This window comes from Massilia sp. CFBP9012, from assembly GCF_034045115.1.
Classification (GTDB): Bacteria; Pseudomonadota; Gammaproteobacteria; order Burkholderiales; family Burkholderiaceae_D; genus Telluria.
In genome coordinates, this window is the sequence record NZ_JAXCWM010000005.1 from 371,864 (window position 1) to 395,145 (window position 23,282).

Consider the following 23,282-nt stretch of genomic DNA (forward strand, 5'->3'; position numbering starts at 1 on the left):
AGGGAAGGGAGCCGGCATTGTAGCGCGATGCCGGCCTGCCGTCACAGCGCCACGTCCGTGCCCGCGCCAGAGCTCTGATACTGTTCGCGCATCGGCTTGCAATCCTTGGGCAGGGCCACGCTGGCCGGCTTGCCCAGTGTTTCCTCATGCAGCTGCACCAGGTTGGCCGCAAAGCAGGTCCGTGCCGGCGTATCGGACGCAGCCAGCAGCTGCTCGCCGCCGATCTTGCCCAGGAAGTAATCGACCACCGGGCGCGGCCAGTCGCTGCGTTCCTTGAAACGCGCTTCCAGTTCGGCGCGGGCCTGCGGGTCGCCGGCCCGCAGCTGGGCCAGGTAGAGCCACAGGGCGCCATTGCGGCCGGTATGCCCCTCGCCCAGGCTCGCACGCAGCAGCGTGGCCGCCTGCTCCGGCCTGCCCTGCACCAGCATCCGTACGCCCAGCGACAGGCTCGCCTCGCGGTGGCCCAGCGCCGCCGCCCGCTCCAGGTAGCCGATCGCGGCTGCCGGGTCCTTGTGTATGCTGCGCTCGGAATTCGCCATGCGCGCCATCGTGTACCAGGCGTCGGCATTGCCGGCGTCGGCCTCCTGGCGCATCCAGGGCCTGACCTCGCGCCGCGAGTCGAAGGGCTGGCCGCCGAGGTAGGACACGTACAGCTTGCCCTGGCTCATGGCGAACAGCACGCGGTGCGCGCGCAGGAAGTCGACGCCCAGCAGCACGTCGACGCTCAGCTGGCTGTCGATCACGTCGAACTCGGGATCGAAAACGGTGGCGTCGCCGATCTTGAAGGTATCCGCCCTGGCGATCCAGGCAGCCACCGACTGCTTGCCGACGCCGTGGGCATTGGCCACGCGCTGCGCGCGGGGACCATCGAGGTCGATGCCGGCACGCTGCGCCGCGCGCCTGGTGATGGTGGTGACCGATGCGCCGCTGTCGATCATGGCGGTCAGGCGCGTGCCGTTGATGTGGACCGAGAACTGCGGGTTCGCCGTTAGCTCGTCGTGATGGCGGAACGGGATCACGCTCGCGTTCTTGTCCCAGTAGGCTAGCCAGGTGCCGGCGCAGCGTTGAGGGCGAAAGAAGCGCAGCTCCTTGGTGGCCAGCGAGAATTCGAGGTCGCCCTGCAGCAGGAAGGCGGAGCCGACGATGGCGTCGAACGGCGGCGTGAACGAGGTTTCGCCGACCACCGACAGGTACAGGTCGCGGGCGCGCACTGGCCCGACGACCAACTCCGTCACCCTGGCCTCGTACAGCCGCGACTTGCCGGCCACGCCCTGGACGTAGCGGCCGGTGGGCCGCTGGGTCAGGCCATGGCGCTCGACCCCGGTGCGCGTGAGGTAAGTGACCCCGGCGCCGGTATCGGGCAGCATGGCGGCGCGCTTGCCATTGATCTCTCCGGTCATCGTCAGTCCCAGGCCCGAGCCGGCATAGTGCAGCGGCACCTGAGCCACCTGCAGGAACTGGCATGCGGTTTGCGCCGCGGCGTGCAGAGGCAGGAGAAAGAGAAGGGGGACGAGAAAAACGCGCAGCAGTGGGGCGATGAAAGTCATGCGCCCATTCTACCGGCTGGGGTTGCTTTCAAGACAATGCTCTGCGCATGAAATGATGCGCGGGAAGAGAATGCGACGGAAGCGGCGGCGCGGGCCACCGTTTCCGTCAATACAATTACTTGTTGGGCGCCAGCACCAGCGATTCCGGCCCCGTCGGACTGGCCCCGCCGGCCGCTGCGACCATGTCCTGAGCCGGCTTGGCCCCTTGCGACCTGCCATGCGGCTGGCGCAGGTAGCGCGCGCTGTGGCGCCGCTCGCCGTGCTGGCCCCTGGCCGGCCAGGTGACGAAGCGCGACAGTTCCTGCAGGGCGCGCTGGTAGACGTCGCGTTTGAACTCGATCACGACATCCAGCGGCACCCAGTAATCGTGCCAGCGCCAGGCATCGAATTCCGGGTGGTCGGTCAGGCGCAGATTGACCTCATTGTCGCGCGCAACCATGCGCAACAGGAACCAGATCTGCTTCTGGCCGCGGTAATGGCCGCGGATCTCGCGCTTGATGAAGTGGTCGGGCACCTCGTAGCGCAGCCAGTCGCGGGTTCGCCCCATGATCTTGACGTGCTCCTGGCGCAGGCCGATTTCTTCTTCGAGCTCGCGGTACATTGCCTGTTCTGGCGTCTCCCCGTACTTGATACCCCCTTGCGGAAATTGCCATGAGTGCTCGCGCACCCGCTTGCCCCACCAGACCTCGTTGTTAGCGTTCAGCAGGATGATGCCGACGTTGGGCCGAAACCCTTCACGGTCGAGCATAAGTGCACCTCGATACTTTCTGCCGGCGGATCGTCCCTTATGTTTTTACCTACAAATTCTGTACGCCCGTGGGGTGTCGGCACCGTCTGTACGGCACATGCTGCTGGTTCCGGACCCTGTTTGTAGAAAGATTGGACGCATCAGCCGGCTAATCCTTTAAAATTAGGTCGATTATAACCCTCTCTTTTTAAAAAGAATTCACTGATATGCGCGCCTCACGATTTTTTATTTCAACTCTTAAAGAAGCGCCTTCCGATGCCGAGATCGTCAGCCACAAGCTGATGATGCGCGCCGGGATGATCAAGCGCCTGGGTTCCGGCATCTATACCTATATGCCGGTCGGGTTGCGCGTCATCCGCAAGGTCGAAGCGATTGTCCGTGAAGAAATGAACCGTGCGGGCGCGATCGAACTCCTGATGCCGCTGGTGCAGCCGGCCGAACTGTGGCAAGAAACGGGCCGCTGGGACAAGATGGGCGACGAGTTGATGCGTGTCAAGGACCGTCACGGCCGCGATTTCGCGATCCAGCCCACCTCCGAAGAAGTGGTCACCGACGTCGTGCGCAGCGAAATCAAGTCCTACCGCCAGTTGCCGGTCAACTTCTACCACATCCAGACCAAGTTCCGCGACGAGCGCCGTCCGCGCTTCGGCCTGATGCGCGGACGCGAATTCACGATGAAGGACGCCTACTCCTTCGACCGCGACCTGGAAGGCATGCAGAAGTCCTACCAGACCATGTTCGACGCCTATACCCGGATCTTCAACCGCTTCGGCCTGAAGTTCCGCGCGGTGGCGGCCGACAACGGCGCCATCGGCGGCACCGGTTCGCATGAATTCCACGTCATCGCCAGCACCGGTGAAGACGCGCTGGTCTACTGCCCCGACTCGGACTACGCGGCCAATATGGAAGCGGCCGAAGCCGTCGCCACCGGCGCCCGCGGCGCGGCGACCCAGGCCTTGACCAAGACCTCGACCCCGGGCAAGACCAAGTGCGAAAGCGTGGCCGAGCTCTTGAATTTGCCGTTGGCGCAGACCGTCAAGACCATCGCCCTGACCGTCGAGAGCGAAGAAGGCAAGAAGAGCTTCTGGGTGCTGCTGCTGCGCGGCGACCATGAACTCAACGAGATCAAGGTGTCCAAGGTCGCCGGCCTGAAGGACTTCCGCTTCTCGACCGAGGCCGAAATCCTCGAGGTGTTCGGCACCGTGCCGGGCTACCTGGGTCCGATCAACACCAAGCTGCCGGTCAACGTCGTGGCCGACCGCACGGTCGCCAACATGGCCGACTTCGTGTGCGGCGCCAACGAGGCCGACTTCCACTACACCGGCGCCAACTGGGGTCGCGACGTGCCAGAACCGCTCGTTGCCGACCTGCGCAACGTGGTCGAGGGCGACGCTTCGCCGGACGGCAAGGGCGTGCTGGCGATCGAGCGCGGCATCGAAGTGGGCCACGTGTTCCAGCTCGGCACCGCCTATTCGGAAGCGATGGGCGCGACCTTCCTCGACGAAGGTGGCCGTCCCGCGCCGCTGCAGATGGGCTGCTACGGCATCGGCGTGACCCGCATCCTGGGCGCGGCGATCGAGCAGAACTTCGACGACAAGGGCATCGTGTGGCCTGATTCGATCGCCCCGTTCGAGCTGGTGCTGTGCCCGATGGGCCTGGACCGCAGCGAGATGGTGAAGGAAGCCACCGAACAGCTGTACGCCGAGCTGCAGGCAGCCGGCATCGACGTCATCGTCGACGACCGCGGCCTGCGTCCGGGCGCGATGTTCGCCGACTGGGAACTGATCGGCGTGCCGCACCGCGTCGTGATCGGCGAGCGTGGCCTCAAGGAAGGCAACCTGGAATACCAGGGCCGCCGCGACGAGGCGGCAAGCGCCGTGGCCGTGGCGGACATGGTCGCCTTCATCAAGGGCAAGCTGGGCAAGTGATGCGGATGCGCCTGGCCTCCTGGCTAGGAGGCGCCGTGCTCGCATGCGCCTTCGGCCTGGGTGGGGGCGAAGCCTTCGCCGGCAACCAGAAGGAAGAAGCGCTGTCGGATTCGGTGCGCCTGGCCCTGGCCAACGCCATCGCCGACGCGCGCCCGCCGCGGCCGGCTTTCCGCACCGAGGCGGCTCGGGCGCGCTACCAGGCCTGGTTGGACGCCATGTCGGGCCGGCTCGTCAAGCGCCTGCCCGACGCCCAGACCCGCACCGAATTCCTCGAGACGGTCTGGTACGAATCGACCCGCGCCGGTCTCGATCCGGGGCTGGTGCTGGGCCTGATCCAGGTCGAATCGGCCTATCGCAAGTACGCGATCTCGATCGCCGGCGCGCGCGGCTATATGCAGGTGATGCCGTTCTGGACCCGCGTGATCGGCGACGGCGACCGCCGCCGCCTGTTCCATATGCAGACCAATCTGCGCTACGGCTGCGCGATCCTGCGCATGTATATCGACATGGAGCGCGGCGACCTGTACCTGGCGCTGGGCCGCTACAACGGCAGCCGGGGCAAGCCCAAGTACCCGAACGCGGTGCTGGCGGCGTGGAAGAACTGGGAATTCAAGCACGGCATCTAGACCGGGCATGCTGTACAAAACCCCAACATTTCAGTTCACCAACGTGTCACGTTAGCAGTGTAGACTTTCCGCTTTCCCAAGCAGAGGACTGCATGCGACCGACCACTCTTGCCTCCGCCGCGCTGCTGGCGGCACTCGCCGGCTGCGCGACAACGCCGCCCGATTCAACCCAATCCACCGGCGCGCAAGGCGCCGTCGTGGCCAATGCCGTCGACCAGCGCGCGAAGAATGTCATCTTCTTCCTCGGCGACGGCATGGGCATCAATACCCTGACCGCGGCGCGCATCTTCGCCGCCGGCGAAGACGGCGAGCTGGCGATCGACAAGATGCCCGAGTCGGCCTTCGTGAAGACCTTCTCGAACGATGCGCAAGTCACCGACAGCGCCGCCTCGATGGCCGCCTACATGACCGGCGTGAAGCACAATAACGGCGTGGTTTCGATGTCCTTCGGCACCCGCTCGGTCGCACCGGGCAAGGACGCCAACGGCAACAACCTGGTGAGCCGCTGCGAGAATGGTACCTCCGCCGTCACCCTGCTCGAACTGGCCAAGCGCCGCGGCATGGCCGTCGGCGTGGTCACCAATACCAGCGTCACCGACGCCACCCCGGCCTCGACCTATGCCCACGCCTGCCACCGCAAGCTGGAAACCGATATCGCCGCCAGCCTGGTGCCGGGCGGCGCGGGCTACAACAAGGCGCTCGGCGACCGTGGCCTGGACGTGCTGTTCGGCGGCGGCGCCCAGAACTTCACGCCGTTCAACCGCGGCGGCAAGCGCTTTGATAACCGCGACCTGCTGGCCGAACTGGGCTCGAAAGGCTTCCGCGTGGTGAACGACACCGCGCAATTCGCGGCCCTGCAACCGGGCCAGCCGGCAGTCGGCCTGTTCGCGCCGAACCACATGGACTTCGATGCCACCCGCGACCCGGCGCGCCAGCCGGCCCTGCCGGCAATGGCCACCAAGGCGATCGACCTGCTGGCGCCGAACAAGAACGGCTTCTTCCTGATGGTCGAGGGCGGCCTGATCGACCACGCCCTGCACGCGACCCTGGGCAAGCGCGCCCTGCAAGAAACGGTGAGCTACAACGCGGCGCTGCAGGCGGCGATCGAGCGCATGGAGGCGCTCGATCCGGGCCTCAAGAACACCCTGATCGTCGCCACCGCCGACCATGACCACACCCTGATCCTGAACGGCTACGCGGCCCGCACCGGCAAGACCACGCCCACCAACCCGGGCGTGATCGGCCTGGTGCGCAACGCCGACGGCACCCCTAGCCTGGATGGCAAGGGCCAGCCTTACACCATCATCGGCTTCGGGACCGGCGAGCAGCGCCACGCGGGAGACCGCACGGTGCACCTGACCGACGAAGTCGTGACGCGCGACGACTATCACCAGGAAGCGGTGGTGCGCACCCGCACCGGCGCCGAGACCCATGGCGGCAGCGACGTCTACCTGGGCGCGACCGGCGCCAACGCCGAACTGTTCCGCGGGACCATCGACAACACCCGCGTGTTCAACCTGATCAAGACCGCCGCCGGCCTGTAAGCCGCGACCAGGAGCCCTCATGACTTTCAAACGTATTACTCCGCTGCTGCTGGCCGCCTGCTGCGCCGCCGCCTTTTCGACTCCGGCCGCCGCCCAGCAAAAGGCGAAGAACATCATCTTCTTCCTGGGCGACGGCATGGGCCCGACCACGATCACCGCTGCCCGCATCTATCGCGGCGGCGAGGACAGCCTGCTGCACTTCGAGCGCCTGATGGAGCGCACCGCGCGCATCAAGACCTATTCGCTCGACTACCAGACCACCGACAGCGCACCGTCGATGGGCGCCTATATGACCGGCGTGAAGATGAACAACGACGTCATCTCGCAGGCCGGCGCGCGCCCGATCGATCCGACCAAGGAGGGCGTCGACATGTGCGGCGCCAATAACGGCACGCCGGCCGTGACGATCCTGGAACTGGCCAAGGCCCAGGGCAAGGCCACCGGCGCCATCACCACCACCGAGCTGACCCACGCCACCCCGGCATCGACCTTCGCGCATACCTGCAGCCGCGACGCGGCGTACACGATCGCGCAGCAGATCGTGCCCGGCGGCGCCGGCTACAACCCGGCGCTGGGCGACGGCGTGGACGTGCTGATGGGAGGAGGGCGCAACCACTTCACGCCGCGCGACGCCGCCACCAATCCACGGGGCCGCCCCGACGGGCGCGACCTGATGGCCGAATTCGCCGGCGCCGGCTACTACGTGGCCGGCACCCGCGCCGGCATGATGTCGGCCCAGCCGGGCCGCAAGTTCGTGGGCATCTTCAGCGCCACCAGCCACCTCGATTACTCGTACCAGCGCCGTCCGGAACAGCCGACCCTGGCCGAGATGACCGGCAAGGCGATCGACCTGCTGTCGAAGAATCCGAACGGTTTCTTTTTGATGGTCGAAGGCGGCAAGATCGACCACGCCCTGCACGACACCCGCGCCAAGCATGCGCTGGAAGAGACGGTGGCCTTCGACGACGCCCTGCAACTGGCGATCGAGCGCATGCGCGCCATCGATCCGGGCCTGCAGAACACGCTGATCGTGCTGACCGCCGACCATGACCACACGATGCAGATCAACGGCTATCCGAAGCGCGGCAATCCGATCACCGACATCGTGCGCGATTATGCGTCGGGCGAGCCGAAGAAGGATGCGGACGGCAAGACCTTCACCACCCTGGTGTTCGGCAACGGCCCGAACCGCCCGGATGTGCGCGCCGATGTCGACAGCGTGGTGGCGCAGAGCGACGATTACCATCAGGAAACCGGCGTGCACAAGTCGTCGGAAACCCATGGCGGCGGCGATGTCAAACTGTATGCGACCGGGGCCGGATCGGCGCCGTTCAAGGGAACGATCGAGAATACCCAGGTGTTCCACCTGATGAAAGCGGCGGCCGGTTTGTAATGGATCCGGATCGGTGCGCCGCATCGATCCGATAGGTTATTAACCTGCTGCCACTATTATTTACAGCTGAATAACAAAAAAGCCCCGGGTTTGAAACCGGGGCTTTTTTTAAGCGTGAAGCTTATTGAAATAGCGCGTTGGCTTATTTCAGGTGATCCGAAATGAGTTTGGTCATTTCGAACATCGAGACTTGTGCCTTGCCGCCGAAAACCGCTTTCAGCTTGTCGTCGGCATTGATCATGCGGCGATTCGCTGCGTCTTGCAGGTCTTTCGACTTGATGTAATCCCAGACCTTCTTGGTCACTTCGGTGCGCGGCAGCGGCTTGTCGCCAACGACGGCAGCCAGCGTGGCGGACGGGGTCATGGCTTTCATGAAAGCAGCATTTGGCTTGCGCGCGGCTGCCGGCTTATCGGCCGACTTCGCTGCTGGTGCTGCCTTTTTTGCTGCCGGCTTGGCCGCTGCAGCAGGCTTGGCAGCGTCTTTTTTTGCTGGCGCTGCAGTGGTTTTTTTGGCTGTTGCCATCTTCGAGCCTCCTAAAACGAACACGTGGAAAAGTGCGTAATTTATCGCACGCCTATATTGGTAGCGTTTTACAGAACGTGCAAGTCTTTTTCAAAACTTTTTCGCTCATAAAACCCGCCAAATGGGCGTTATCGCACACAACAACGCATGAGAACGAAAAAACGCTGACAAGCGGCGAAAAAAAACCGCGCAAAGCGATACTTTGCGCGGTTCTCGCCGATTGACATGCAGATTAGCGCATACCAGGCATCATCCCCTTCATCCCGCGCATCATCTTCATCAGGCCGCCGCCTTTGAGCTTTTTCATCATGGTCTGCATCTGGTCGTACTGGTTCAGCATGCGGTTCACTTCCTGTACCTGCACGCCGGCGCCGGCCGCGATGCGGCGCTTGCGGTTGGCCTTGATCAGCTCGGGTTTGGCGCGCTCGAGCGGGGTCATCGAGTCGATGATGCCCACCATGCGCTGCACGGATTTTTCGGCCTGGCCCATATTGGCGCCGGCCGCCGCCTGCTGGAACTGGGCCGGGAGTTTATCCATCAGGCCGGCCATGCCGCCCATTTTCTTCATTTGCGTCAGTTGCGCCTTGAAGTCGTTCATGTCGAAACGGCCGCCGACCTTGATCTTGTTGGCCAGTTCGGCCGCCGCCTCGGCGTCGACGCCCTTGCGCGCTTCTTCGACCAGCGCCAGGATGTCGCCCATGCCCAGCACGCGGTTGGCCATGCGGGCCGGATCGAAGGCCTCCAGGCCATCGAGTTTTTCGGACACGCCGGCGAACTTGATCGGCTTGCCGGTCACGTGACGCACCGACAGCGCCGCACCGCCGCGCGAATCGCCATCGAGCTTGGTCAGCACGATGCCGGTCAGGGGCAGGGCGTCGTTGAAGGCCTTGGCGGTGTTGATCGCATCCTGGCCCAGCATGGCGTCGACCACGAACAGGGTCTCGACCGGATTGACGGCGCTGTGCACGGCGGCGATCTCTTGCATCATCGCCTCGTCGATGCCCAGGCGGCCGGCGGTGTCGATGATCAGGACGTCGTGGTAGTGCTTCTTGGCCCAGTCCAGCGCGTTGCGGGCGATGTCGACCGGCTTGTCGCTGGCGGTGGACGGGAAGAAGTCGACGCCGACCTGCTTGGACACGGCCTCGAGCTGGGCGATCGCGGCGGGACGGTAGACGTCGGCCGAGACGGTCAGGACTTTCTTTTTCTTTTGTTCCTTGAGGTATTTGGCCAGCTTACCGGTGGTGGTGGTCTTACCCACACCCTGCAGGCCGGCCATCAGGATGATCGCGGGCGGCTGCTGGGCGAAAGAGAGTTGGGTGGCTTCGGGGCCGAGGTCGGCGCCCATCAGGGCGGCCAGCTCTTTCTGCACCACGCCGACCAGGGCCTGGCCGGGCGACAGCGAGCCGACGACTTCTTCGCCCAGGGCTTTTTCCTTGACCTTGGCGATGAATTCGCGCACCGCCGGCAGCGCCACGTCCGCCTCGAGCAGGGCCATGCGCACTTCGCGCAGCATTTCCGCGGTGTTCGCCTCGGTCAGGCGGGCCTCGCCGCGCATGGTCTTGACGACCTTGGCAAGGCGTTGGGTGAGGTTATCTAGCATGTCTACCTAATATAGAAAGAAGCGCAATTCGGACTTGGCGCAGGTTCGCCAACGCGTCATTTTACCTTGCGCCGCCGCTGCCCTGCATAGCCCATCGCGCCGAACCCGGCCTGTCCCGGCCATTTTTCGCCAACGCCGTCGCCTTTTGGCATAACGCAAACACGACCCACGGCTGCCATGGTGTATTGCCTACTCGCTTTTCCAGCAAGCATTAATCCTAACAATCGAGGTCAGGAGAAACGTTATGAGGCAATTGTTCTGCAAGACATTGATCGCATTGCTGCTCGGGGCCGTGGGTGGTACCACCGCGGCCCAGGACGTCGTGCGGCTGGGGAACCTGAAGCTGGCGCATTTCGGCGCGGTGTCCTATATCAAGGAAATCGCGCCGGGCTGCGGCATCCGGGTCGAGGAAAAGATGTTCGCCAAGGGGCTGGACATCATGCAGGCCATCATCGCCGGCGAACTGGACGTGGGCGCCACCGCGTCCGAGGCCGCGATCCAGGGCCGCGCCGGCGGGGCTCCGGTGGTGGTGGTGGCCGGCTTCGCGCGCGGCGGGGCGCGACTGGTGGCGCGGCCCAAGCTGAAGATCTCGTCGGTGTCCCAGCTCAAGGGAAAAAAAGTGGGCGTCACCCGCGGCGGCATCCAGGAAGTGCTCCTGATGGCCGAGTTGGCGCGCAACAAGCTGAGCGCCGACACCACCGGCCGCAAGGACGTGCAACTGGTGTACCTGTCCTATCCCGAGCTGAACCAGGCGCTGCTGGGCCGGCACATCGACGCGATGATGCAATCCGAGCCGCAATCGTCGCAGGCGATCAATATGGGCTTCGGGGTGGAGGTCATGAAACCCTACGGGACGCCGATCGGGGAACCGGTGCGCACCATGGTCATGACCGAGAAGTTCTACCGCGAGCGCCGGCCGCTGGCCGAGAAGTTCATGCGCTGCTTCGTCCAGGCCACGCGCACCTTCATTGACCGGCCCGACATCGCCGAACACTATGTGCGCCAGTCGATGTTCAAGGGCCAGATCACGACCGCCGACTTCCGCGCGGCGATGGCCAATTCGCCGTACTCCTACGACATCACGCCCCAGCACATCCAGGTCACCACCGACGTCATGGCGCAGACCGGGGTGGGGCGCATGGCGCGTCCGCCCCTGGCCAGCGACTGGGTTCGTACCGACCTGCTGGCCGCGGCCAAGAAAAGCCTGAACATCCAGTAAGGGAGGCGACATGGAACGCATCGAACGACGCAAGACTACTCGCAAAAAGCGGCTCCGATGGAACGACGCCGCCACCGGCCTGGTGGTGCCGGTGCTGGCGATCGCACTCTGGCAATGGGTGGCGGCCAGCGGCCTGGTCGACCGCCAGGTGCTGCCGGCGCCGCTGGACGTGTGGCGCAAGTGGGTCGACTACCTGCTGCCGTTGGAGCCGTTTGCGCAGTACACCGATGGCGGCTGGCTCACATGGGCGTTGTCCGGCGAGCTGCCGGTGGACGTCATCGCCAGCCTGTACCGGGTGGTGGTGGGCTTCGCCATCGGCGCCGGGCTGGCGCTTCCGCTCGGGCTGGCGATGGGGGCGAGCCAGCGCGTGCACGCCTGGATGAACCCCCTGGTGCAGGTGCTGCGGCCGATCCCGCCGATCGCCTACATCCCGTTGGCGATGCTGTGGTTCGGGCTCGGCAATCCGCCGGCGGTGTTCCTGATCGCGATCGGGGCTTTCTTTCCGGTCCTGATGAACACGATCGCCGGCGTGCGCCAGGTCGACGGCATCTATCTGCGCGCGGCGCACAACCTCGGCGCCGGCAAGCTGACGATGTTCCTGCGCGTGATCCTGCCGGCGGCGGTGCCCTACATCCTGTCCGGCGTGCGGATCGGGATCGGCACCGCCTTCATCGTTGTGATCGTGGCCGAGATGATCGCCGTGAACAGCGGCCTGGGTTTCCGCATCTCGGAGGCGCGCGAGTACTTCTGGTCCGACAAGGTCATCGCCGGGATGATCAGCATCGGCGTGCTGGGCCTCCTGATCGACATCGGCGTCAATCGCCTGAACAACCATCTGCTGCGCTGGCACCGCGGCCTGGAGCACTGAGATGAACGATATCCATATCCGTATCGAGGGCGTCAATAAAGTGTTCGGCGCCGAAGACCATGAAGTGGTCGCCCTGCGGGACATCGACCTGGCGCTCGAGCGCGGGCAGTTCACCTGCCTGCTGGGCCCTTCGGGCTGCGGCAAGTCGACCCTGCTCAATGCGGTGGCCGGTTTCGCGCCGCCGTCTTCCGGGGAGATCCTGGTCGACGGCCGCCCGGTCACCGGGCCGGGGCCGCAGCGCGGCATGGTATTCCAGGAATATGCGCTGTTTCCCTGGATGACGGTCGAGCAGAACATCCGCTTCGGCCTCGAGATCAAGCGCATGCGCGGGCCGGAGATCGACCGCCGGGTAGACGAGCTGCTCAAGCTGCTGTCCCTGGCCGACTTTCGCACCCGCTATCCGAAGGACCTGTCCGGTGGCATGCGCCAGCGGGTGGCGATTGCGCGCGTGCTGGCGCTCGATTCGCCGATCCTGCTGATGGACGAACCCTTCGGCGCGCTCGACGCGCTCACCCGGCGCAACCTGCAGGACGAACTCCTGCGCCTGTGGGCCGAACTCAAAAAGACGATCCTGTTCGTCACCCACAGCATCGAGGAAGCGATCTACCTGGCCGACCGCATCGTCGTGATGACGTACCGGCCGGGGACGATCAAGCGCGATCTCCTGGTCGACATCGCGCGCCCGCGCGACCCGGCGGCGCCGGAATTCAACCTGCTCAAGCGCGAGCTGGGGCTGATGGTGATGGAAGAGCAGGCGCGGCATCACAACGACGAGTTGCGGATGGCGGCGGTGGATTGAACGTACTCCACATATATATATGTGACGGCGCCATCGGCGGGGCGGAGGGGTCTTCCACCCGGGGGCTTCCCACCGGCGTTCGCCGATGGTGTAGACTCTTATTATGCAGAATTCCCTCTTCCTTGCCGCTGCCTTCCTGTACGCGGTATGCGCCCTGCTGCCGTCGCGGCTGGGCGCCGTCATCTCGGGCGTGACCGCCGGGGCCTGGGCCCTGCATGGCGTCGCGCTCGGCATGGACGTGATGGTGCCGGGACGGCTGCGGGTCGGCTTCGCCATCATGATTTCCAGCGCCTTATGGGTATCGGTGCTCGCCTACTGGTTCGAGAACCGCAATTTCGCCCTCGACAGCCTGCGCCGCCTGGTGATGCCGTTCGCGGCGGCGGCCACCCTGTTGCCGCTGCTGTTCCCGGGCACCCTGACGCCGCTGGCCGGCAAGACCGCCGCCTTCGGCTGGCATATCGCGGTCGCGGTGCTGGCCTACAGCACCCTGACCATCGCCGCTTTCCACGCCGTGCTGATGGCGCTGCAAGAGACGCGGCTGCATACCCGCACCGCCGGCGGCGGCTGGTTTGGCTCCGCGCTCGACCAGCTCCCGGCCTTGCTCACCATGGAAAAACTGTTGTTCCGTGTGATCTGGATCGGCTTCGTCCTGCTCAGCCTGACGGTATTGTCGGGCTTCGTGTTCTCCGAACAGGTGTTCGGCCGGCCGCTGCTGCTCGACCACAAGAGCGTGTTCGCGCTGCTCTCGTGGGCGCTGTTCGCGGCGCTGCTGGCCGGGCGCAGGTGGCAGGGCTGGCGCGGCAAGACCGCGCTGCGCTTCACGCTGGCAGGCTTCGCCACCCTGGCGCTGGCCTACGTCGGTAGCCGCTTCGTGCTCGAAGTCGTCCTGCACCGGGGAGTCTACTGATGCGTATCTTGTTCTGGATTGGCCTCATCGTCCTCATCGTTTTCGCCGTGCGCAGCAAGCTGCGCGCGATGGCCAAGCGGCATGGGGTTCCGCCCGACCCGGCGCGCGGCCCCGCCGCCCCCAGCGCCCAGATCGAGGCCATGGCCCAGTGCGCCCACTGCGGCATGTATTTCCCGGCGTCCGAGTCGGTGAAGGCCGACGGCCTGGATTACTGCTCGCCGGGCCACGTGCGCCTGCCGCCGCCGTAGGGTGAATTCGCCGCTGTCGATGGGCGCGCGGGTCACCCTGTGGCGCTCGCTCCAGACCTTCACCGTCACCCGCATCGTCATCGCCCTGGTGCTGCTGCTGTACCTGGGCGTCGACCTGGAAAGCGGCACGCTGCGCCCCGACCCGGTCAACACCGAAACCTGCGTCTTCTATGTGCTGACGGCGGCGATGTTCGCGCTGGCGGCGCGCTGGCAGCGACGCTTTTTGATCCAGCTCGGGCTGCAGATCGCGGTCGACCTGCTGGTGATTTCGCTGCTGTACCTGGCCGCCGGCGGCATGCGCAGCGGCCTGGGCATCCTGTATCTGTTTCCGCTGGCCGGCGCCGCGATCCTGGCGCCGCTGGTGCTGGCGCTGTTCTCGGCGGCGGTCGCGACCCTGTTCCTGCTCGGCCTGAACCTCTGGCAGCTGCTGATCGAGGGGCGCGACCCGCCCCTGATGCAGGCCGGCCTGTTCGGCGCCGCCTTCTTCGCCGGCGTGCTGATGGTCAACCGGCTGGCGGCGCGCCTGCTCAAGCAGGAAGAACTGGCGTCCCAGCGCGGCGCCGACCTGCGCATCCAGCAGGCGATCAACGAGATCGTGATCGCCGACGTCGGCGACGGCATCCTGGTGGTGGGGGAGGACGGCGCCGTCTTCACCGGCAATCCGGCGGCGCGTCGCATGCTGGGCTTGCAGGCCGACGCCGGGTTCCTGCTGCATGCCGTGCCGGCCTTCGAGCCGGTGGCGCTGGCCTTCGACGCCTGGCTGGCCGCGCCCGACAACGACAAGGGATTCGTCACCCTGAAACCCTATCGCGAAGGCGACGGCGCCGGCGATGGTGAAGCTGAAGTTCGCGGGCGGCGCGACCAGCCGGTGCACCTCAAATTGCGCTTCGCGCGCGTGGCCGACGGCGGCGAGGCGGCCGGCCGCAGCGTGATCTTCATGCAGGACGTGAGCGCCATCGAGAACCAGGCGCAGCAACTCAAGCTGGCCTCGATGGGCCGCCTGACCGCCAGCATCGCGCACGAGGTGCGCAACCCGCTGTCGGCGATCGGCCACGCCACCGAGCTGCTGGCCGAAGACCTGCACGGCCCGGCCGAGCTGCGCCTGCTCAAGATCGTGCGCGACAACGTGACGCGCGTGAACCGCATGGTCGAAGACATCCTGCAGCTGTCGCGCAAGGCCCAGCCGAACGGCGAGCCGGTGGCGCTCGGCCCCTTCCTTGAAGAGCTGAAGGCCGAATTCTGCGAAATCCACGGCCTGGCCGGTGATATAGTCTATATAGGCGATCCGGGCGGCAGCGCGGTGCGCTTCGATCCGCTGCACCTGCACGAGGTCTTGCTCAACCTGCTGAACAACGCGGTGCGCTACGCCAGCCGCCAGCCGGCCAGCATCCGCATCTTCCCGGCGCGCGACGCCGCCGGCCGGCGCGAGCTGCACGTGCAGGACGACGGCCCCGGCATCACGCCTGAAGTGCGCGACCACCTGTTCGAGCCCTTCTATACTACGTCGAGCAAGGGGACCGGCCTGGGACTCTACCTGGCGCGTGAACTGTGCCTGAACAACGATGCGAAACTCGATTATGAATACCGGTTTGACCCGTCCGCGCTGGGGCCGCGCAAGGCCAGCGGCCGCTTTGTCATCACCTTCGCGCTCGAGTAAGCCATGAGCGCACCCCGCATCCTGGTGCTCGACGACGAAGCCGACCTGCGCGAGCTGCTCGAGATCACCCTGCTCAAGATGGGCCTGGACGTCGACAGCGCCGCCACCCTGCGCCAGGCGCGGGCCTTGTTCGACGAGCGCGACTACGCGCTGGTGCTGACCGATATGCGCCTGCCGGACGGCCTGGGGCTGGAACTGGTGCGCGAGATCGCCGCCTCGGGCAAGGGGACCCCGGTCGCCGTGATCACCGCCTACGGCAGCGCCGAGAACGCGGTGGTGGCGCTCAAGGCCGGCGCTTTCGACTACATCGCCAAGCCGGTGGCGCTCGACGCGCTGCGCGTGATGGTGCGCTCGGCCCTCAAGTTATCGGAAGGCGCCGCGGCGGCTGACGGTGGCGCGGTTGCGTCGCGCATGATCGGCCATTCGCCGGCGATGCAGTCGCTGCGGGCGCAGATCGCGCGCCTGGCGCGCTCGATGGCGCCGATCTCGATCACCGGAGAATCCGGCAGCGGCAAGGAGCTGGCGGCGCGCGAGATTCACGCCCAGAGTTCGCGTGCAAGTAAACCCTTCGTGGCGGTGAACTGCGGCGCGATCCCCGAAACCCTGATGGAGGCCGAGTTCTTCGGCTATCGCAAGGGCGCCTTCACCGGCGCGGCCGAGGAGCGCGACGGCTTCTTCCAGGCCGCCAACGGCGGCACCCTGATGCTGGACGAGGTGGCGGACCTGCCGCTGGCGATGCAGGTCAAGCTGCTGCGCGCGATCCAGGAGCGGCGCGTGCGCAAGATCGGCGCCACGAGCGAGGAACCGGTCGACGTGCGCATCATCAGCGCCACCCACCAGGACCTGGCGCGCTGCGTCGAGACGGGCAAGTTCAGGCAAGACCTGTTTTATCGCCTGAACGTGATCGAGCTGGCGCTGCCGCCGCTGCGCGAGCGGATGGACGACCTGGCCCTGCTGGCCGATGGCATCCTGAACCGCTTGGCCGGGCCGGGGCAGGCGTCGCTGGGGCCGGACGTGCTGGAGGCCTTGAAGGCGTATTCCTTCCCCGGCAATGTGCGCGAGCTGGAGAACGTGCTGGAACGGGCGCTGGCGTTTGCCAACGATGGCGCGATCCAGGTCGGGGACTTGTCGCTCAAGGCGGCACGGCCGGTGGAAGCAGGGCGGAGCGAGACGATGACGCTCACCGCGCCGCCGACGCCGGTCCCGCCACCGGTGGAAGTGGTGCAGGCGCCGCCGCCCGGGCCGATGGCCGCCCTGGTCGCCCTCGGCCCCGCCGAATTGCCGAGCAACCTGCCCGAATATCTCGAACAGGTCGAGCGCGACATCATCGGGCGGGCGCTGCAGCAGACCCAGTTTAACCGCACTCAGGCGGCGAGCCTGCTCGGGATCAGCGTACGTCAGCTGCGCTACCAGATGCAGAAACTGGACATCTGCGCTCCCGAGGACTGATCGCCTGCCGATGGCCGATGTCCCACTTGTTGTTACTTTCCGGTAATTAAACTGGTGCACAATGCACGGCTATAGGGCAGGGCTGCCCTATATTGACGAGTGAGAAAACGGATGGCCGCCTGGTCACTTTTCCGTAAATTTCCCTGATGTTAGTACTCGCTCACGGCGAGGTCCCCTTCTGTTGGGCGACCGCTAAATGTCAAGGCTCGCGAACGTTAAAACCAAAAATTTTGGCCATTTATTCGCTTGCCTGTACGGCAAATCAGGTACTACAATTAGTCTGATATCAAAGCTCGGCACTAGATGTAGTGGTAGCAGACTGAAAGATACTAGCGGAGTCGCTAGCAGCGAGTTGTCCGCGGGTTGTCCACAAGTTGCCCACAAGTTTGTTCATCGGACAGTCAATCAGTCACTTGCCGACACGCTTTATTTAATTTTATTTGTACCCTGCTTTTCTGGTTTGCCAGCCTGGGCCACCGGTTGGCGGGGTATCGTTTTTCTACAATTTTGTTGACGGACCGGGGCGCGCAAGACGCAAGACGGTCCCCGTGTAAACAAGTAGTGGTCCCGACCGCTCATCCTGGAGGCTCAATGCAAACAGCACAGAACATCTCGATCAACCAACACGTCACCCCAGGATCGGCGTCGACCAGCCAAACCCCGGCAGAGATCGTCGCGCGCGGCGATTACCGCGTCATCCGCCGCAACGGCGCCGTCGTCGCCTTCGAGCCGAACAAGATCTCGGTCGCGATGACCAAGGCCTTCCTGGCCGTGGCCGGCGGCCAGGGCGCGGTCTCGGCGCGCATCCGCGAACTGGTGGAACAGATGACTGGTAACGTCGTGGCCGCGCTGGTGCGCCGCCAGCCGAACGGCGGCACCTTCCACATCGAAGACGTGCAGGACCAGGTCGAGCTGTCGCTGATGCGTTCGGGCGAACACGACGTCGCGCGTGAATACGTGCTGTACCGCGCCAAGCGCATGGACGAGCGCCGCGCCGCCAAGGAAGCCGCTGGCGGCGCCCCGGTCGCCGCGCCGCAGATCCACGTGGTCGATGGCGGCGAGCGCCGCCTGCTGGACATCAACGACGTCCACGCCCTCGTCAACGCCGCCTGCTCGGGCCTGGAAAAGCACGTCGACGCCGACGCGATCGTCGCCGAGACCCTCAAGAACCTGTACGACGGCGTGCCGGTCGAAGAGCTGTACAAGTCCGCCATCCTGGCCGCCCGCGCGCTGATGGAAAAAGACCCTGCCTACAGCCAGGTGACCGCCCGCATCCTGCTGCACACGATCCGCAAGGAAGTCTTCGAACACGAAGTGCCGCAAGCCGGCGCCGCTGCCGAATACCTGACCTACTTCCCGCAATACATCGCCAAGGGCATCCACAACGAGCTGCTGGACGAAGAGCTGGGCAAGTACGACCTCGAGCGCCTGGCGAAAGCCATCGTCGCCGACCGTGACCTGCAGTTCGGCTACATCGGCCTGCAGACCCTGTACGACCGCTACTTCCTGCACGTGCGCGACGTGCGCATCGAAATGCCGCAGGCCTTCTACATGCGTGTCGCGATGGGCCTGGCCCTGCGCGAAGACGACCGCGAAGCGCGCGCCATCGAGTTCTACAACCTGCTGTCGTCGTTCGACTTCATGAGCTCGACCCCGACCCTGTTCAACTCGGGCACCCGCCGCTCGCAGCTGTCGTCGTGCTACCTGACCACCGTCGGCGACGACCTGGAAGGCATCTACGACGCCATCAAAGAGAACGCACTGCTGTCGAAGTTCGCCGGCGGCCTGGGCAACGACTGGACGCCAGTGCGCGCGCTGGGCTCACGCATCAAGGGCACCAACGGCCGTTCGCAGGGCGTGGTCCCGTTCCTGAAAGTGGTCAACGACACCGCCGTGGCGGTGAACCAGGGCGGCAAGCGCAAGGGCGCGGTCTGCGCCTACCTGGAAACCTGGCACCTGGATATCGAAGAATTCCTGGACCTGCGCAAGAACACCGGCGACGACCGCCGCCGCACCCACGACATGAACACCGCGAACTGGATTCCGGATATGTTCATGAAGCGCGTGATGGAAAAGGGCGCCTGGACCCTGTTCTCGCCTTCCGAGACCCCAGACCTGCACGACCTGACCGGCAAGGCCTTCGAAAAAGCTTACCTGGCCTATGAAACCAAAGCGGCCAACGGCGAAATGGCGGTCTTCAAGAAGATCGAAGCCATGGACCTGTGGCGCAAGATGCTGTCGATGCTGTTCGAGACCGGCCACCCATGGATCACCTTCAAGGACCCATGCAATATCCGTTCGCCGCAGCAGCACGTAGGCGTGGTGCACTCGTCGAACCTGTGCACCGAGATCACCCTGAACACCAGCGCCGACGAAATCGCCGTCTGCAACCTGGGCTCGGTGAACCTGCCGCAGCACATGAAGGGCGATGGCCTGGACCACGTCAAGCTGCAAAAGACCATCCGCACCGCGATGCGCATGCTGGACAACGTCATCGACATCAACTACTACGCGGTGGAAAAGGCGCGCAACTCGAACCTGCGCCACCGTCCGGTGGGCATGGGCGTCATGGGTCACCAGGACTGCCTGCACATGATGCGCATCCCGTTCGCGTCGCAGCAAGCGATCCAGTTCGCCGACACCTCGATGGAAGCGGTCTGCTACTACGCCTACCTGGCCTCGACCGAGCTGGCCGAGGAACGCGGCCGCTACGAGACCTACACCGGCTCGCTGTGGGACCGCGGCATCCTGCCGCAGGACTCGATCAAGCTGCTGGCCGAAGAACGCGGCGGCTACCTGGAGCAGGACACCAGCGAATCGATGGACTGGACTCCGGTGCGCGAGCGCATCAAGCAGTTCGGCATGCGTAACTCGAACTGCGTGGCGATCGCCCCGACCGCGACCATCTCGAACATCATCGGCGTGTCGGCATGCATCGAACCGACCTTCCAGAACCTGTACGTGAAGTCGAACCTGTCGGGCGAATTCACCGAGATCAATTCGTACCTGGTGCGCGACCTGAAGGCGCGCGACCTGTGGGACGAAGTCATGATCGCCGACCTGAAGTACTTCGACGGTTCGCTGTCGAAGATCGACCGCGTGCCGCAAGACCTGCGCGACATCTACGCAACCGCCTTCGAAGTGGAACCGAAGTGGCTGGTGGAAGCCGCCTCGCGCCGCCAGAAGTGGATCGACCAGGCGCAGTCGCTGAACATCTACATGGCCGGCGCCTCGGGCAAGAAGCTGGATGAAACGTACAAACTGGCGTGGCTGCGTGGCCTGAAGACCACCTACTACCTGCGCACCATCGCCGCGACCCACCTGGAAAAGTCGACCACCCGCACCGGCGCCCTGAACGCCGTGTCGGTCTCGGGCGGCCTGACCGGCGGTCATGCAGCACCGGCAGCCGCAGCGCCAGTCGCCGCAGCAGCCGCAGCCGCAGCGACTGCCGAAATGGATGAAGGCGCCGCCTGCTACCTGCGTCCAGGCGACGACGGTTTCGAGGAATGCGAAGCCTGCCAGTAATGCTGTAATGAGGTGCGAGCCGGCCTAGTCGCTGGGCTGGCTCGCACCACGAATCTCAAGACCGTCGTTCCCGCGCAGGCGGGAACCCAAGTTCGCCAGCACCACGCGAACCCCAACAGGTTCCCCCTCGTCGGCCGACAAACATCATCAACACACACGTGACCTCACCGCGCCCAACGCGACAGGCCACCACAGAAGGAAATCACCATGCTCTCTTGGGACGACGAACCAACCAGCGCCCAGCGCGCCCCACAAGCCGCCAATCCAGAAGGCGCTCCCGCCGCCGAAGTGGCGAAACGCGTCAACGCCGACGACAAGCGCATCATCAACGGCTCGACCGACGTGAACCAGCTGGTGCCGTTCAAGTACAAATGGGCATGGGACAAATACCTGGCCGGCTGCGCGAACCACTGGATGCCGCAAGAAGTGAACATGCAGCGCGACATCGAGCTGTGGAAGAACCCGAACGGCCTGTCGGAAGACGAGCGCCGCCTGGTCAAGCGCAACCTGGGCTTCTTCGTGACCGCCGACTCGCTGGCCGCGAACAATATCGTGCTGGGCACCTACCGCCATATCACCGCCCCTGAGTGCCGCCAGTACCTGCTGCGCCAGGCCTTCGAAGAAGCGATCCACACCCACGCCTACCAGTACATCGTCGAATCGCTGGGCCTGGACGAAGGCGAGATCTTCAACGCCTACAACGAGATCGAGTCGATCCACGACAAGGACCAGTTCCTGATCCCGTTCATCGACGTCCTGACCAACCCGGAATTCAAGACCGGCACGACCGAGACCGACCAGCAACTGCTGAAGTCGATCATCGTCTTCGCCTGCCTGATGGAAGGCCTGTTCTTCTACGTCGGCTTCACCCAGATCCTGGCGCTCGGCCGTCAAAATAAAATGACCGGCGCCGCCGAGCAGTACCAGTACATCCTGCGCGACGAGTCGATGCACGTGAACTTCGGCATCGACCTGATCAACACGATCAAGATGGAAAACCCGCAGCTGTGGACCCCGGAATTCCGCGAAGAGATCAAGGCCCTGTTCCTGGAAGCGGTCGACCTGGAATACCGCTACGCCGAAGACACCATGCCACGCGGCGTGCTGGGCCTGAACGCCCCGATGTTCAAGGGCTACCTGCGCTTCATCGCCAACCGCCGCGCCGTGCAGATCGGCCTGGAGCCGCTGTTCCCGAACGAAGAGAATCCGTTCCCGTGGATGAGCGAGATGATCGATTTGAAGAAGGAGCGCAACTTCTTCGAAACGCGTGTCACCGAGTATCAGACCGGCGGTACGCTGAGCTGGGATTGATTGCTGTCGGCAGCCCATGAATGACGAAACCCCGCAACTGCGGGGTTTTGCTTTTATGGCGCGCCTCCAGCACCGTCCGTGGGCCTAACCACGTTCAAGATCCACTGAGTGAGGATATGACCCCACTGAGTGAGTGACTCGATGCCGGCGCGCTGCGGCCGGCGCTGCGCTAAGCCGCCTGTCCGGCGGCGACGTCGACCACCCACGTCACGCCGAAACGGTCTTTGAGCATGCCGTACAAGGGCGACCACTGGGCCGGCGCCAGCGGATGCACGATGCTGGCTTGCTGCGCCAATCCCTGCCACAGCGCCCTGATTTCTGGTTCCGAACCGCCGCGCAGCGACACGAAGAACGCATTTTCGCCCTGGTGCCACGGCGTGCCGCTCGCTACATCGAAGGCCATGATGCGAAAGCCGTTGGGGGCAACCACCTGGCCCCAGGCGATCCGGTCCGCATCCACCGGGTCGGCGACGCGGCCGAACTGCGCATAGGTGACCTGCGCGATGTCGCCGCCGAACACGGACTGGTAAAAGGCCAGCGCGGCGCGCGCCTGGCCCTGGAAGTTGAGGTGGGTGACTACCTGGACGGACATCGAAACTCCTTGGTGGTGTGTGGAAGACGGGTGCTACTATAGCCATCCGTCCTGCCAGTTTTTGTCAGTAGAAGATGTCGCGTACAAACCGTTTATTTCGTCTGCTCGATGCCCTGCGCCGCCTGCCCGCGCCGGTCACGGCGGCCCAGCTGGCGCAAGAGACCGGGGTATCGGTGCGCTCGGTCTACCGTGACATCGAGACCCTGCGCGCGGGCGGCGCCGAGATCGGCGGCGAGCGCGGTTTCGGCTATACGCTGGTCGAAGACGGCACCCTGCGTCCACAGACCTTCACCCGCATCGAGATCGAGGCGCTCACCCTCGGGTTGGCCGAAGTGCGCGGCATGGGCGACCCGCAGCTCGTGGCGGCGGCGGAAGCGGTGCTGGCCAAGGTGGCCGCGACCCTGCCGTCGCTGGGCCAGCAGCACCTGCTGCATGCGGTGTCGCGGGTCCACCATTTCAGCGAGCGTTTCGCGCGCCTTCCCGACATGGCGCTGATCCGCGCCTGCTGCTGGCGCGAAGAAGCACTCACGATCGACTACGTCGACCGCGATGGCGCTGCGACCAGCCGCACGATCTGGCCGCTCGCCATCGTCTACCTCGACCGCATGCTGGTGGTGCTGGCGCGCTGCTGCCTGCGCGACGACTTCCGGATGTTCCGCGCCGACCGCATCGCCTCGGTCGCGGCCACCGGCATCAGCTTCAGGCCGCGCCGCGCGGTGCTGCTGCGCGACTACGGCGCCAGGCTGGCCGACGCCGGATCGTTGCGCGTGCGGGCCTGAACTGTCCTATCATGGCGGC

General features: G+C 65.0%; 19 protein-coding genes. 14 read left to right on the forward strand and 5 right to left on the reverse strand.

Annotation, left to right across the window (positions count from 1 at the left end; genetic code table 11):
• Positions 1–41: 41 nt before the first annotated feature.
• The gene (locus SOM61_RS10755) at positions 42–1,547 is read right to left on the reverse strand and encodes an aspartyl protease family protein (protein WP_320474081.1); all 1,506 of its coding nucleotides are present in this window, start codon (positions 1,545–1,547) and stop codon (positions 42–44) included.
• A 115-nt stretch (positions 1,548–1,662) separates the two neighbouring features.
• On the reverse strand, positions 1,663–2,295 hold the full coding sequence (locus SOM61_RS10760; RefSeq protein WP_320474082.1) for an RNA pyrophosphohydrolase: 633 nt from the start codon (positions 2,293–2,295) through the stop codon (positions 1,663–1,665).
• A gap of 206 nt (positions 2,296–2,501) precedes the next feature.
• On the opposite strand from SOM61_RS10760, the gene SOM61_RS10765 reads away from it, so the two are divergent.
• From SOM61_RS10765 to SOM61_RS10780, 4 genes are all read left to right on the forward strand, one after another.
• On the forward strand, positions 2,502–4,223 hold the full coding sequence (locus SOM61_RS10765) for a proline--tRNA ligase (protein WP_320474083.1): 1,722 nt from the start codon (positions 2,502–2,504) through the stop codon (positions 4,221–4,223).
• A complete protein-coding gene (locus SOM61_RS10770) occupies positions 4,223–4,849 on the forward strand; it encodes a lytic transglycosylase domain-containing protein (protein WP_320474084.1) in 627 nt (208 codons plus the stop codon). Before SOM61_RS10765 ends, SOM61_RS10770 begins: the two co-directional genes overlap by 1 nt.
• 92 nt (positions 4,850–4,941) lie before the next feature.
• Positions 4,942–6,393 (forward strand): alkaline phosphatase, encoded by a 1,452-nt coding sequence (locus tag SOM61_RS10775; RefSeq protein WP_320474085.1) that lies wholly within the window; start codon positions 4,942–4,944, stop codon positions 6,391–6,393.
• Between the two features lie 19 nt (positions 6,394–6,412).
• Complete coding sequence (locus SOM61_RS10780) at positions 6,413–7,786, forward strand: alkaline phosphatase (protein WP_320474086.1); 1,374 nt, start codon at positions 6,413–6,415, stop codon at positions 7,784–7,786.
• Between the two features lie 142 nt (positions 7,787–7,928).
• Here SOM61_RS10780 and SOM61_RS10785 read toward each other — a convergent pair whose 3' ends face one another.
• Both SOM61_RS10785 and ffh read right to left on the reverse strand, forming a co-directional pair.
• A complete protein-coding gene (locus SOM61_RS10785) occupies positions 7,929–8,309 on the reverse strand; it encodes an SWIB/MDM2 domain-containing protein (RefSeq protein ID WP_109346291.1) in 381 nt (126 codons plus the stop codon).
• Positions 8,310–8,541: 232 nt separating this feature from the next.
• On the reverse strand, positions 8,542–9,909 hold the full coding sequence (gene ffh / locus SOM61_RS10790) for a signal recognition particle protein (RefSeq protein WP_320474087.1): 1,368 nt from the start codon (positions 9,907–9,909) through the stop codon (positions 8,542–8,544).
• A gap of 244 nt (positions 9,910–10,153) precedes the next feature.
• Here ffh and SOM61_RS10795 point away from each other — a divergent pair, with 244 nt between their 5' ends.
• The 9 genes from SOM61_RS10795 (at position 10,154) to SOM61_RS10835 (ending at position 21,892) form a co-directional block, all read left to right on the forward strand.
• On the forward strand, positions 10,154–11,128 hold the full coding sequence (locus SOM61_RS10795) for an ABC transporter substrate-binding protein (RefSeq protein WP_320474088.1): 975 nt from the start codon (positions 10,154–10,156) through the stop codon (positions 11,126–11,128).
• Positions 11,129–11,138: 10 nt separating this feature from the next.
• Entirely contained in the window at positions 11,139–11,996 is an 858-nt protein-coding gene (locus SOM61_RS10800) for an ABC transporter permease (protein WP_320474089.1), read from the forward strand.
• A 1-nt stretch (position 11,997) separates the two neighbouring features.
• Entirely contained in the window at positions 11,998–12,795 is a 798-nt protein-coding gene (locus SOM61_RS10805; RefSeq protein ID WP_320474090.1) for an ABC transporter ATP-binding protein, read from the forward strand.
• Positions 12,796–12,898: 103 nt separating this feature from the next.
• Positions 12,899–13,702 (forward strand): cytochrome C assembly family protein, encoded by an 804-nt coding sequence (locus SOM61_RS10810; RefSeq protein WP_320474091.1) that lies wholly within the window; start codon positions 12,899–12,901, stop codon positions 13,700–13,702.
• Complete coding sequence (locus tag SOM61_RS10815; RefSeq protein WP_320474092.1) at positions 13,702–13,950, forward strand: PP0621 family protein; 249 nt, start codon at positions 13,702–13,704, stop codon at positions 13,948–13,950. Before SOM61_RS10810 ends, SOM61_RS10815 begins: the two co-directional genes overlap by 1 nt.
• A 19-nt stretch (positions 13,951–13,969) precedes the next feature.
• Positions 13,970–15,607: a two-component system sensor histidine kinase NtrB gene (locus tag SOM61_RS10820; RefSeq protein WP_320474126.1), complete on the forward strand. Its 1,638-nt coding sequence runs from the start codon at positions 13,970–13,972 to the stop codon at positions 15,605–15,607.
• A gap of 3 nt (positions 15,608–15,610) precedes the next feature.
• Positions 15,611–17,056: a sigma-54-dependent transcriptional regulator gene (locus SOM61_RS10825; RefSeq protein ID WP_320474093.1), complete on the forward strand. Its 1,446-nt coding sequence runs from the start codon at positions 15,611–15,613 to the stop codon at positions 17,054–17,056.
• A gap of 591 nt (positions 17,057–17,647) precedes the next feature.
• Entirely contained in the window at positions 17,648–20,581 is a 2,934-nt protein-coding gene (locus SOM61_RS10830; RefSeq protein WP_320474094.1) for a ribonucleoside-diphosphate reductase subunit alpha, read from the forward strand.
• Positions 20,582–20,788: 207 nt separating this feature from the next.
• On the forward strand, positions 20,789–21,892 hold the full coding sequence (locus SOM61_RS10835; protein ID WP_147933311.1) for a ribonucleotide-diphosphate reductase subunit beta: 1,104 nt from the start codon (positions 20,789–20,791) through the stop codon (positions 21,890–21,892).
• 169 nt (positions 21,893–22,061) lie between these two features.
• Here the strand turns inward: SOM61_RS10835 and SOM61_RS10840 are convergent, their stop codons facing one another.
• Complete coding sequence (locus SOM61_RS10840) at positions 22,062–22,484, reverse strand: VOC family protein (protein WP_320474095.1); 423 nt, start codon at positions 22,482–22,484, stop codon at positions 22,062–22,064.
• A 74-nt stretch (positions 22,485–22,558) separates the two neighbouring features.
• Between SOM61_RS10840 and SOM61_RS10845 the strand changes: the two genes are divergently transcribed.
• Entirely contained in the window at positions 22,559–23,263 is a 705-nt protein-coding gene (locus SOM61_RS10845) for a helix-turn-helix transcriptional regulator (protein ID WP_320474096.1), read from the forward strand.
• The last annotated feature ends 19 nt before the right edge of the window (positions 23,264–23,282 follow it).